At 73.3% G+C, this 12153-nt stretch carries 11 protein-coding genes; 3 read left to right on the forward strand and 8 right to left on the reverse strand.

The genetic code is table 11. From position 1 onward, the window contains the following. Nucleotides 1-2 precede the first annotated feature (2 nt). The 3 genes from DMP23_RS19675 to DMP23_RS19685 are packed head-to-tail and all read left to right on the forward strand — an operon-like array spanning nt 3 to nt 2013. Nucleotides 3-437 (forward strand): hypothetical protein, encoded by a 435-nt coding sequence (locus DMP23_RS19675; RefSeq protein WP_337822011.1) that lies wholly within the window; start codon nt 3-5, stop codon nt 435-437. Next, a complete protein-coding gene (locus tag DMP23_RS19680) occupies nt 434-1735 on the forward strand; it encodes a hypothetical protein (protein ID WP_337822012.1) in 1302 nt (433 codons plus the stop codon). The genes DMP23_RS19675 and DMP23_RS19680 overlap by 4 nt, the downstream gene beginning before the upstream one ends. After that, nucleotides 1732-2013 (forward strand): hypothetical protein, encoded by a 282-nt coding sequence (locus DMP23_RS19685; protein WP_337822013.1) that lies wholly within the window; start codon nt 1732-1734, stop codon nt 2011-2013. Before DMP23_RS19680 ends, DMP23_RS19685 begins: the two co-directional genes overlap by 4 nt. Before the next feature lie 21 nt (nt 2014-2034). Here DMP23_RS19685 and DMP23_RS19690 read toward each other — a convergent pair whose 3' ends face one another. The 8 genes from DMP23_RS19690 to DMP23_RS19725 all read right to left on the reverse strand — a co-directional run bounded on the left by DMP23_RS19690 (nt 2035) and on the right by DMP23_RS19725 (nt 12089). Beyond that, complete coding sequence (locus DMP23_RS19690) at nt 2035-2163, reverse strand: hypothetical protein (protein WP_337822014.1); 129 nt, start codon at nt 2161-2163, stop codon at nt 2035-2037. 166 nt (nt 2164-2329) lie between these two features. Beyond that, entirely contained in the window at nt 2330-3313 is a 984-nt protein-coding gene (locus tag DMP23_RS19695; RefSeq protein WP_337822015.1) for an iron-siderophore ABC transporter substrate-binding protein, read from the reverse strand. Nucleotides 3314-3417: 104 nt separating this feature from the next. After that, entirely contained in the window at nt 3418-5199 is a 1782-nt protein-coding gene (locus DMP23_RS19700) for an ABC transporter ATP-binding protein (protein ID WP_337822016.1), read from the reverse strand. Next, nucleotides 5196-6863, reverse strand: a complete 1668-nt coding sequence (locus DMP23_RS19705) for an ABC transporter ATP-binding protein (protein ID WP_337822017.1) — start codon at nt 6861-6863, stop codon at nt 5196-5198. Before DMP23_RS19705 ends, DMP23_RS19700 begins: the two co-directional genes overlap by 4 nt. Further along, entirely contained in the window at nt 6860-7894 is a 1035-nt protein-coding gene (locus tag DMP23_RS19710) for a FecCD family ABC transporter permease (RefSeq protein ID WP_337822018.1), read from the reverse strand. Before DMP23_RS19710 ends, DMP23_RS19705 begins: the two co-directional genes overlap by 4 nt. Before the next feature lie 91 nt (nt 7895-7985). Continuing rightward, complete coding sequence (locus DMP23_RS19715) at nt 7986-9026, reverse strand: FecCD family ABC transporter permease (RefSeq protein ID WP_337822019.1); 1041 nt, start codon at nt 9024-9026, stop codon at nt 7986-7988. A 142-nt stretch (nt 9027-9168) separates the two neighbouring features. After that, complete coding sequence (locus tag DMP23_RS19720) at nt 9169-11052, reverse strand: ArnT family glycosyltransferase (RefSeq protein ID WP_337822020.1); 1884 nt, start codon at nt 11050-11052, stop codon at nt 9169-9171. Between the two features lie 62 nt (nt 11053-11114). Then, nucleotides 11115-12089, reverse strand: a complete 975-nt coding sequence (locus DMP23_RS19725) for an ABC transporter substrate-binding protein (protein WP_337822021.1) — start codon at nt 12087-12089, stop codon at nt 11115-11117. Nucleotides 12090-12153 lie beyond the last annotated feature (64 nt).

The following is a 12153-nucleotide window of genomic DNA, read 5'->3' on the forward strand; positions in this document are numbered from 1 at the left end:
CCGTGCGCAGCTTCCTCGACCGCTTCCGCCGCCCGCGGCTCCCCGCCGACGAGCAGCTGACCCTGCTGCTGTCCATTTTAGACCGGGCCGTCGCGGCGGCGCCCGCGACCGAGGAGGCCGTACGAGCGTGCGGCGCGCCAGGCGAGGTCCCCGGACAGGTCGGCCACACCTGCGGCGAACTGACCAGCGTCTACCACCGGCTGCGCGAAGAACTCGCCAGCATCCCCGCCGACGACTGCGCGAACCTCGCCGCGCAGGCCGAACGGCTGTTGCAGTACCACCAATGGCTCCTGCACAACGCCGCGCAGCTCGCGTTCTCCCGCACCCCGGACCCGCGCACGGAAGCCATGCGCCGCCGGCTGGACGGCGTCGGCCCGCCCGCCGCGCGGCTCATGGCGCTTCGCGACCGGGTGGCCCAGCTTCGGAGTTCTCGATGAGAAGCGAACCGCGCCAAGACGAACGGCGCGCCCTCCTGCGGGACCTCGCGGACGACGGCTGTCTGGTATGCCGGGACGCCGATCAGGCCGAACACCACTGGCACACCTGGTACGTCATGGAAACGCATCGCGACCCGGACTACCGCCGCCGTGCCGCGCAGGGCGGCGGTTTCTGTGGCCGCCACACCAGACTGCTGATGTCCACTCCGGACGGCGTCCGCGTTCTGCCCGGTCTTCTTAACGACGTCATCGCCACACCCCTTGCCAGCCGTCGCTGCGACGCCTGCGCCAAGAGGACCACAGCCGCCGAGCGCCGTCTCGAAACAATCGCCCGCTGGCTGCACGATCCCGCGGTCAGCTTCGCGACCGGGCACCTGTGCTCGCCGCATCTGCTCGACTTGCTGGCATCCGCCCCGTGGCAGCACGCGAAGACGCTGGCCGAGCACCAGCAGTTCGCCGCCCCGTCCGACACCGATCTGCCCGTTCGCGCACCGCACGTCGCCGCAGTCGCGAAACTCTGCGCCGAAGAGGACGAACAGCTCACCGAACTCTCCACAGTGGACCGCGCGATCACGGCGCTCGGACGCGCCTGCTGCCCCGCCTGCCGCGCCCGCTTCACCGGAGAAGCCCGCTACCTGTCCTGGCTGCTCCGCCAGGATCTCGAACGTCTCGATCCGGGCGAACCGTGGCTCTGCCCCGACCACCTCGGCGACGCCTCCGTGCTCGACGACCAGAGCGCGGCCCGGATCCGCGAGCTGATGCACTGGAACGCCCGTGCCCGGCTCGCGCGACTGACCGACCGGCTCGCCGCCGCCCCGCGCCCGCAACTGCCCGCTCGGCTCCGCAAAGCCTGGCCCGCGCTCCGGCACCGACGCTACGACCTCCTCGCCGCCGCACTACGCCGCCCGAACCGCGTTGTCACCGAGGCGATCAGCCACTTCCGCCACGTCGCCCCGAGTTGCTCCGTCTGCACCGCGGGCACCGTCGGCGAAGGCCGCGAACTCGCCCTGCTGGACGCCGCGGCCCGCCAGGAAACCGTGCGCGAACACTGGGCCCGCGGCCACGGACTGTGCCGCGACCACGCCCCGCTGGCCGCACCCGACCTGTCCCAACAGGTACTGCGCAGCCGGCTCGCCGTCCTCGCCTGGGAACTCGACGAAACCCTGCGCAGACAAGCGTGGCGAACCCGCCACGAGCCGGCCACGCCGGCGCAGGACTCCTGGCCGCGCGCCGTCCCGTTCCTCTGCGGCAGCGCCTTTCTCGGCCGCACGCCCGCCGAATACCTGGAGCTGCCGTGAGCGCACCGCACCACCCCGACCCCGACTATTCCGAGCGCGGCATCATGTTCTGGCTCCCGCCGCACGGCGTCGGCAACGGCATCGACGCGCAGGCCTGGGCCGAGATCGCCGACCTCACCGCGGAAGAACTCGACCAGGTCTTCGCCGCGCTCGCCGACGCGGGCATCGCCGGATACGCCGCGACCGTCCACGGCCGCCCGGACCGCTACCGGCTCTGGGTCGATTCCCTGCGCTATCTCCACGCCGAGGACGTCCTGATGACGGTATTGCGCGCCTGAACGGCCGCGGATCCGCCGGGCTCAGCGCGGATGGTCGTGCTCGTCGCCGAAATCGACGACGCCGTGTTTCCAGCAACCGGTGAGGTCCTGGTCTTCGCGGGCCAGAACCAGCTCGTCGCGCAGCCAGCGGTTTGGCCGTCCCGGCTTCACCGGCGATCCACGCCTACAGCCGTTCTCCGGGCGGGGCGACGACCGTCATGACCGCTCCGGCGAGCACGTCCGAGGCGCCGGGGCCGCGTCGCCGCGGTACAGCCAGTGCACCGCCACGTCCTCGGGCGCGGACAGCTCGAACTCCTCGTCGGGTGCTCCCTTGGCCCTATTTCCGGCTCGCGTCGGAAAGCTTCGGGGTCAGCTGGCCCAGCGCCCATTCCAGGCTCGCCGACGAAGGAAAAGCGATCGCCTGGGCCAGCGCCGGCTGCAGCGGCAGATACGCTCCCCGCTTCACCGCGGGCAGGTCGGTGAAGCCCGGCGTGGCCTGCGCGAGCTTCAGCGAACTCGGCGAACCGGTGGCCAGCAGCAGGTCCGCGTCGAGCTTCGAGACGTTCTCCCAGCTGACCAGCGTGCGGCCGGGAATCGAGGAGTCCGGCATCGAACGCACCGCCGGGCTCAGCGAGAGGCCGAGCTGGTCGAGGAACTGCGCCGAGACGTCCGCGGCGGAGTTCACCGCGTGCACCCCGCCCGCCTGCGGGGTGACCAGGAAGTTGTAGGTCTTCCCGGACAATTCGGGGTGGGCCTTCTTCGCGGCGGCGACGTCGGCGGTCGTCTTCGCGATCGCCTGGTCCGCCTGGGCGCTCTTGCCCAGCGCCTTGGCGATGCCGCGCGTCGCGTCCTGCCAGGAATCGCTGTTGGGCGCCTTGGCATAGGTGACGACCGGGGCGATCTGCGACAGCTGCTGATAGCTCTCGCCGAGGTTGTAGTCCTTCGTCGCCAGGATCAGGTCCGGCTTGAGCGCCGCCACCTGGTCGATCGGGTCCCCGCTGTCGACGGAGAACAGCTTCGGGGAGTTCGCGCCGAGCAGCGGCTTCGTCCACGGTTCGATCCCGCCGTCGGCGGTGGCCACCTTCGCCATGCCGACCGGGACGACACCGAGCGACAGCGCGATGTCCGCCGACGTCCAGTCCATCGCCACGACCCGCTTCGGCGCGGACGGCACCTGCGCGGCGCCGAACTTGCCCGGCACGCTCACCGGGAAGCCGGCCGACGCGGGCTGCGCTGTGTCCGCGGAATTGTTGGTGCACGCCGAAAGCGCCACGGTCAGCGCGCACGCCAGCGCGAACGGAATCGTCTTGTTCAGTTTCACGGTTCGCTCTTTCTCTTCGAGGCTCGTTCGCCGCGGTCCGGCGAAAGCTCAGGTCCCGCACGCGGCCGGCCGGCGCCGGCGGCCCGCCCGGCGACCGCGCCGGGTCACCGGTGCGCCGACCATGCCCGCCACAACCCGGCGTAACCACCGCCCGCGGCCACCAGCTCGGCATGCGTGCCGACTTCGGCGACCCGGCCGTGCTCCAGCACCACGATCCGGTCCGCGCGCGCCGCCTGCGTCAAGCGGTGCGCGACCACCAGCGCGGTCCGCCCGGCCAGTGCCTTGTCCGCGGCCGCTTCCAGCACTTTCGCGCCGGTGCTGCCGGCTTCGGCGGTCGCCTCGTCGAGGATCGCGATCGGCGGGTCGGCCAGCACCAGCCGGGCCAGCGCCAGCTGCTGGGCCTGGGCCGGGGTGAGCGGATGCCCGCCCCGGCCGAGCACAGTGGACAGTCCGTCCGGCAGCGCGGCGAACCATCCCGCCGCGCCGACCTCGGCCAGCGCGGCGGTCATCTCGTCCTCCGCCGCGTCCGCGCGGGCGAGGCCGAGGTTGGCGGCCAGGGTGTCGGCGAAAACGTGCACCTCCTGGCTCAGCAGCACGCACTTCCGGCGCAGTTCGGCCGGATCGTGCCCGGCGGTGTCCACCCCGCCCAGCTCCACTCGCCCGCGCCCGGCGGCCAGCACTCCGGCGATCACCTTCACCAGCGTGGTCTTCCCGGCTCCCGAGGCCCCGACGATGGCCAGCCGTTCGCCCGCACCGACCGTGAAGTCCACTTCGGACAGCACCGGGCGTCCGCCGTCGTAGGCGAAGGACAAGCCGGACACGGTGACCGTGCGGTCCGAAGCGGACGGTCTCGGCGAGCGGCGCGGCGGGTCCGGCAGGTCGGCGACCCCGACGAGACGGGCGAACGCGCCGGCGGCGGCCTGCGCGCTGTCGAAGCTGCCGAGGATCGCGTTGAACTGGTCGAAAAGCCGGTGGAAGTACAGAGCCGCGGCCGAAGCGGCGCCGAGGGTCACCGTGCCCGAGCGGACGAGGAGGAAACCCGTCGCGAGGATCGCCGCCAGCCCGGCGAGTTCGCCGTAGTTCAGCCTGCCGAAGAAACGCCGCTGCACCGCGGCCATCCGGATCGACAGCTGGCGCGCGCGGTCCGAGGCCGCGGCGACCCGGCGGACGTGTTCGGGTTCCACCCGCAGCGCGCGGACCGTCGCCGCGCCGTCGATCGAGTCCAGCAGTTGCTGAGCGCGCGCTCCTTCGGCCACTCGCTCCCGCGCGATCACCGGCACCGCGACCCGCAGATACCACCGCACCGCGACGATCTGGAACGGCACGGCGAGCAGGGCCGCGACCGCGAACCGCCAGTCGAGCAGCACCAGGGCCGCCGCGGTGAACACGATGGTCAGCCCGGCGTCGATCAGGGTCGGCAGCACCCCGCCGACCGCTTCGTTGACCGCTTCCACGTCGCCGGACAGCCGGGCCAGCACGTCCCCGCTGCCCGCCCGCTCGACGCGTTCGGCCGGGATCCGCAGCACCTTCCGCACGACCGTCTCGCGGACACCGGCGATCGCGGTCTGGCCCAGCCGCGCGACCATCGCCGAGCCCAGCGCCTGAAACCCGCCTTGGGCGAGCGCGACCAGGGCGAGCGCCGCGGCGATCGGCAGCACGGCCGCGCCGTCCCCGCGCACCACCAGGTCCACGATGCCGCCGAGCAGCCGGGGGGCGAGCAGGCCGACCGCTGTCGCGAGCACCAGCACCAGCAGCGTCGCCGCGGCGAGACCGCGCTGCGGCCGCAGCACCCGCCACGCCGCCTGCCGGACCCGGACCGCGGTCGCGGTCGGCAGCAGGAACTCCGCCGCCGGACCCGATCCGGCCGGTGCACTGGCCCGGGTCATGCGGTCACCAGCTCCCGATAGTCCGCATCGGACCCCAGCAGATCCGCGTGGCTGCCGCTCGCCGCGACCGCGCCGCCGCGGACCACCACGATCCGGTCGGCCGCGGCGAGCAGCGCCGGGCTGGCCGAGATCACCAGGGTGGTGCGGCCGGCCCGCAGAGCGCGCAGGTTCGCGGCGATCTCCGCTTCGGTGACCGCGTCGAGCGCGGTCGTCGGTTCCTGCAGCACGAGCACCGGCGGCTCGGCGGCCAGCGCGCGGGCGAGGGCCACCCGCTGGCGTTGCCCGCCCGAGAGCGACCGGCCGCGCTCGGTCAGCACCGTGTCCGCGCCCTCGGGCAGCATCGCGGCCGCGGCCACGCAGTCCAGCGCCCGGCCGACCGCGCCCGGACCGGCCGCCGCGGCGGACACGTTGTCCCGCACCGTGCCGCTGAACAGCACGGCGTCGTGCGCGGCGACCAGGACCACCGAGCGCACGACGTCCGGGTCGAGGTCGCGCGCGGGCACCCCGGCCAGCAGGATGTCGCCGGAGTCCGGGTCCTGCTGGCGGCCGAGGCACCGCACGAGCGTGTCCGCCGCCGCCGGATCGTCGACCACCACCCCGACGAACTCGCCCTCGGCCGCGGCCAGGTCGAGACCGGACAGCCCGGGCCCGGAAACCCCGCGGATCCGCAGGTCCGCCCCGGCGGGCGGGTCGGTGCGCCCGCCCTCGGCCAGCGGCGGCGCGGACAGCACTTTCGCGATCCGCTCCGCCGACGCCCGGGCGCGGGCGAACTGGGCGCCCACCATCGCGATCCGGGTGAACGGCCCGATCAGGAACTGGGTGAGGGTGAACGCGGTGACGAACTGCCCGACGGTGATCGCGCCGCCGGCGGCCAGCCGGCCGCCCAGCCACGCGACCACGGCCAGGAACACGCCGGTCAGCAGGATGATCAGCCCGGACCGCAACGCCACCAGCCGGGCCGCCCGGATGCCCGCGGCGCGCGCCTGCCCGCTGGCGTCCCGGTACCGGCCGAACACCACCGCCTCCGCACCGAGCCCCTTGATCGCGCGCAGTCCCTCGACGAGGTCGGCCGCGACCCCGGCGGCGTGCGCGACCGCCGACTGCTCGACGGAGCTGCGCCGCACCAGCGGGGCCGAGATCGTCCGGGTCAGCAGCACCACCGGGATCAGGCCGAGCAGCACCACCAGCCCCAGCAGGACCGAGGCACGCAGCAGGATCACCGCGGCCACCACGAGCGCGCCGGCCGCGCCGGCGGAGGTCCAGACCGCCGCGTTCACCATGCCGACCCGTCCGGCGTCCGAGGTCGCCGTGGACAGCAGCACGCCGCCGCGCGTCCCGGCCCGGTCGAAGCCGCGGGTGTCGAGCACCCGGCGGGTCAGCCGCACCCGCAGCTCGTGCCCCGCGCCCTGGGTGGCGTGCCGGACCAGCCTTCCGCCCAGCCGCATGGACGCGGTCAGCACCGCGAACAGCACCGCCAGCAGCACGAGTGTCCACAGCAGGCCGGACCCGCTGCCGGGCGCGATCGCGTGGTCCACGATCAGCCCGATCATCAGCGGGACCGCCGCCTCGCACCCCTGGTGCACCGCGGCCAGCACCGCCGCGGGCGCCAGCTGCCGGGCCTGGCCGCGGATCGCGCGGCGGATCAGTTCCCGTGGTTCGTTCACCGCGTCCCCGTCCTCCATCGGCTGCTGAGCAGCCAGCCGAGATAGACCCCGCCGACCGCCGCGGTGGCCACGCCGGTCGGCAGTTCGGCCGGGAAGGCCTGCCGTGCCAGCGCGTCGCCGACCACCAGGATCAGCGCTCCGGTCAGCGCCGCGGTTCCGGCGCCGACGCCGGGCTCGCGGGTCAGCCTCCTGGCCAGCTGCGGCGCCGCGAGCGCGACGAACGAGATCGGCCCGGCGGTCGCGGTCGCCGCGGCCGCCAGCGCGACGCCGACCGCCAGCGCGCCGAGCCGGGCCGTCGCCGGGCGGACGCCGAGCGCTGTCGCGGCGTCGTCCCCCAGCTCCAGCACCGCGAGCCGGCGGCCGAGCCCGGCCAGCAGCGGCAGCAGCACCGCGACCGCGGCCAGCACCGGCCAGACGTGCTCCCAGCCGCGGCCGTTGAGACTGCCGGCGAGCCAGACCTGGGCGGCCATCGCGGATTCCAGATTCGCCCTGGTCAACAGGAAATGCGTGAGCACCTGAAGCATGGCGTTGACCGCGATGCCGACCAGCACGAGCTGGTACCCGCGTGCCTGGCGGCGCACGGTGAGGCCGTACACCACCGCGCCGGTCGCCAGCCCGCCGGCCAGCGCCCCGCCCGCGATCGCGGCCATCCCGCCGCCCAGCACGGTCAGCACGAACACCGCGCCCGCCGCCGAACCGCTGGTGAACCCGATCAGGTCCGGGCTGCCCAGCGGGTTGCGCGTCAGGTTCTGGAACACCGCGCCGCTCGCGCCGAGCGCCACGCCGACCAGCACCGCGCACAGCAGCCGGGGCACCGCGAGCCGGTAGAGCAGGAACTCGTCCGAACGGTCGCCGTGCCCGGCCAGCGTCCGCAGCACGTCGGCCGGGCTCAGCTCCCCGGCGAACGCGAGCGAACCGAACGCCGCGACCGCCAGCGCGGCCGTCAGCACCGCGGCCACCACGCACGCCCGCCTGCGCACCCGCACGGAAATCCGGTCCCCGCCGAAACGCAGCGCCGCCAGCCCGGTCATGCCGCCGCCTTCTTCCGCGGCACGAGACCGGCGAACACCGGCGCCCACACCGGAAATCGGCCCCCGCCGAACCGCAACGCCGTCGACCCCCTCACGCCGTCGCCCGCTTCCGCAGCACCAGCCCGATGAACACCGGCGCGCCGAGGAACGCCACTACCAGCCCGACCTGCAGTTCGCCGGGCGGCGCGACGATCCGGCCGAGCACGTCCGCCGCCAGCAGCAGCACCGGGGACAGCACCGCCGAATACGGCAGCAGCCATCGCTGGTCAGGGCCGACCAGCGCCCGCGCGATGTAGGGCATCGCCAGTCCGATGAACACGAGCGGTCCGGCGGCGGCCGTCGCGGCTCCGCACAGCAGGGTGATCGCCAGGGCGCCGAGGGCGCGGGTGCGGCCGGGATGCGCGCCCAGCGCCCGGCCGGCGTCGTCGCCGAGGACGATCGCGTTGAGCGGCCGGGCCAGCGCCAGCGCGAGCACCGCACCGGCCGCGAGGAACGGCAGCAGCCGGCCGAGCACGCCGAGGTCCCGGCCGGCCAGCGAGCCCAGCTGCCAGAACCGGTACTGGTCGAAAACCTGCGGGGAGAGCAGGAGCATCGTCTGCACGAACGCGGTCAGCGCCGCAGCGACGGCGGTGCCGGCCAGCACCAGCCGCACCGGCGTCGCTCCCGCCCGCCCGCCGGAACCGACGAGGTAGACCACGACCGCCGTCACGGCCGCGCCGGCCAGGCTGAACCACACGTACTGCCCTGGGGAACCGAGCCCGAAAAACCCGATGCCCGCCACGATCGCGGCCGCGGCTCCGGAGTTGATCCCGAGCAGCCCCGGGTCCGCCAGCGGATTGCGCGTCAGCCCCTGCATCAGGACCCCGGCCAGCCCGAGCGCGGCGCCGACGCAGATCCCGAGCAGCGTGCGCGGCAACCGCAGGCCCCGCACGACCACGTCGTCCGGACTCCCGCCGTGGTGTGCCAGCGCGTCGAACACCGCGCCGAACCCGATCGACTTCGCGCCGACCGCCAGGCTGAGCAAGGCCATCACCGTCAGCGCCGCGGCAGCGAGCAGCAGTCCTCCGGCCCGGCGGAGCGCATAGCCGTGCCGCACTGTCCGCCTCGTCGCTTCCGCTCGCACTGCCGTCACCGGCCAGACCCTTGCAGAGCACCTCGACTCAGGCAAGGCTTCCCTAACGTGATCCTGGTCAGCCGCCGCGCCCGGCCGAAGCCGCGGATGCGTTCGGGCGTCCGTTAGCTCCCCTGTCGGGCTCTCCGACGGGTTTCCGCGGCTAGCCGCACCGGTAAAGGTCGCCGACGCCTCGAGACGCACCGGATTCCGCAGGCGGCACCGGCCGGCACCGGGAGCGGACGAACTCGTAGTGGCTGCGTTCCGGTAGGAGCAGGACGAAGGCCGCGTCGCCGCGGTCGATCCACTCTCGGAGGCGGTCCGGGGACGGGGCCGGGTCGCGGCCGGTGAATCCGGCCATGCCGACCACTCCCCGGCGGGTCGCGAGGAGGAACGGGGCGGCCGCGTCGGCTGTTTCCACCGCGAGCGTCACCTTCGCGGAGCCGGCCCGGCGTTCCGCATAGGACAGCAAGGCCGCCGACGGTTCGTCGAGTTTTCCTGCCGCCGCGCGGAAGTCGCGGGCGCCCCATCCGCCGAGCAGCTGCCGGAAGTCGTCTCGGACGTCCGGGGGCAGGTAGTCCGTCTGCAGGGACACCGGACCCGCCGCGGGCAGCATCGGCAAGCCCGCCGAGTAGCCGATCGTGGTCGCGGCGGACCAGGTCAGCGGGGCCGCCAGCGTGGCGGCCAGTCCGGTCGCGAGCCCGGCCGTGCGCAGGCGCGGGGAGATCCGCCCCGACACGAGCAGGGCGACCGAAAGCAGGGCCGCCGCGGCGACGGCCCAGGCGACCCAGCCGTTCCAGTCCGGGTCGCGGCGAACCAGCACCCACGCCCACGCGCTCAGGGCCGCGACTGTCGCCGGCAGCAACGGCCACCAGCGCCCGCCGGCCCGGTAAAGCCGCCACAGGGCGGCGAAAGCGGCAGCCGACAGCGCGGCGACGGCGGGAGCGAGCTGTGCGGTGTAGTACAGCAGCCAGATTCCGCGCATGAAGCTGAACACCGCTGCGCAGACCAGCAGCCAGCCGCCCCAGAGCACCCAGCCGGCCAGCGTCTTCCGGGGCGGACGGCGTCCGGCGAGGGTCAGCGCCAGCACGGCGGCGACCGCCGCCAGCGCGAGCGGCAGCAGCCAGGAGGCTTGGCCGCCCAAGGACGTCCCGAAAAGCCGTCCGGCACCGGGATCGCTTTGGTAGAAGGATTTCCCGTGGTTCTCCGCGTAGCTGGCGGCCGCGGCGAAATCCTGGCCGAAGATCCGGCCGAAGCCGTTGTAGCCGAACACGAGGTCGCGTGCGGTGCCGTCGACGCTGCTGCCGATGAAGGGTTTCGGCGACGGCCAGAGGTCGACCAGCACGACCCACCAGAACGAAGCCACCGCCAGCACCGCTGCGAAAAGCGCCGTGGTCCGCGTCTTCGCGCGCGCCGGGGAAGAAGAGCCGATCAGGTAGGCCGCGCCGATCGCGGGCAACACCAGCCACGCCTGCACCATTTTCGTGGTGAACGCGCACCCGAGGAGCACCGCGGCGAAGACCATCCACCGCCGCTCCCCCGCCGGGCCGTCGAGCGCGCGGGTCAGCGCGTACGCGGCGGCGACGAGCAGCAGGAGCATCAGCGGGTCGGGCAGGTTGTCGCGGTCGAGCGCGACGACGACCGGAGTCGCGGCGAGAATCGCGGCGGCGAGCAGGGCGACCCGTTCCCCTTGCCAGCGGCGGACCGCAAGGTACAGCAGCCAGACTGCCGCGACGCCTTCCAGCACCTGGGGCAGGATCAGCGCCCAGCCGTGGAAACCCAGCAGCCGCACGGAAAGCACCTGCACCCACAGCGCCATCGGCGGCTTGTCGACGGTCACCACGCCGAGCGGGTCGAGCGAGCCGAACGCGAAAGCCGTCCAGTCGCGGGACATCGAGCTGACGGCGGCGCTGTAGTACGGGTACCCGAATCCGAGGTCCCAGCTCCCCCAGCCGTACGCGACGGCCGAGAGGACCAGGACCGCGGCGAGCCCGGCGCGCGGCCGCCAGGACCTGGCCGGGGCGGGCGCGACCGAGGTGCTGTCCAATGGTTCCCCCTCACGCGACGGGGCTCGGCGGTCCGCGGCGGACCGCCGAGCCCCGGATCCGGTCAGTACTCCTTGAGGATCTTTTCGATCTCGTCCTGGAACGCCATCGCGGCCTTGTAGTGCAGGGCGTAGAAGTTGCCGGTCGGGAACGACTTGCCCGCCTTGACCGCCCGCAGCCCCTGGTACGCGGGCAGGTCGATGATCTGCTGCGTGTCCGGCCCGGCCTTGCCCTGGTAGTCGGCCTGGTACAGGATCACGTCGGCTTCGTTGAGCTTGTCCAGGTTCTCGATGGAGAACTCCGGCGTGTTGTTGCTCTTGTCGGTGACGCCGGCCCGGGCGAACTGGACGCCGAGGTCTTTGAGGATGGTGCCGCCCCACGATTCGTCGAGGTTCAGGTACCACTTCCCGCCGCCGCCGTTGATCAGCGCGAACTTCAGCTTCGACAGCTTGTCCTTGTACGTCGACTTGATCTGCGCCGCGCGGTCCTCGTACTGCTTCTTCAGCGCCTCGGCCTCGGGCTTCTTGCCCACCGCGTCGGCGGCCTGGACGACCCACTGCGGCCAGGCGACGCCGGGTTCGCCGGGCGCCCCGCCGAGGATCACCGTCGGGGCGAGCTTCTGGTAGTCCTCGATCTTGTGCTTTTCCAGGGAGAGGAACTTGTTGCCGAGGATGAGATCCGGGGCCTGGGCGCCGACCTGCTCGATGTCGATCTCCATCGAACCGCCGACCTTCGGGGCCTTGGCGTACTCGGCGGCGTAGGGCGGGTACACCGCGAAGCTGTCGGTGTAGCCGGACGCGGTGGCCTTGGGGTGCACGCCGACGTCCAGCAGGCCGAAGTAGGTGTACTGGTCGAGCGCCACCACCGATTTCGGCGCGACCGGGATCTGCGCCTGCCCGCTCGGGGTGTCGAACGGCCGCGTGGCGCCCTCCGCGCCGGCGTTCTCGTCGGTCGAGCCACAGGCTGCGGCGCCGAACGCCAGCACTGCGGCCGAAATCCCGGCCACTGTCGTGCGCCACTTCTGGAACTGCGTCCTCACGACGCCTACCTCTCTGCCAAACCCGCTGGTCTTGGTCATGTCCGTCTAATTAGGGCAGGCTATC

Origin of the sequence: Amycolatopsis sp. A1MSW2902, from assembly GCF_017312175.1 — a bacterium.
In the GTDB taxonomy this organism is placed as follows: Bacteria; Actinomycetota; Actinomycetes; order Mycobacteriales; family Pseudonocardiaceae; genus Amycolatopsis; species Amycolatopsis nivea.

Coding starts and splice junctions, on each gene's coding strand:
- DMP23_RS19680 (WP_337822012.1), top strand. CDS start 434: ATGAGAAGCGAACCGCGCCAAGACGAACGGCGCGCCCTCCTGCGGGAC.
- DMP23_RS19700 (WP_337822016.1), bottom strand. CDS start 5,199: ATGACCCGGGCCAGTGCACCGGCCGGATCGGGTCCGGCGGCGGAGTTC.
- DMP23_RS19710 (WP_337822018.1), bottom strand. CDS start 7,894: ATGACCGGGCTGGCGGCGCTGCGTTTCGGCGGGGACCGGATTTCCGTG.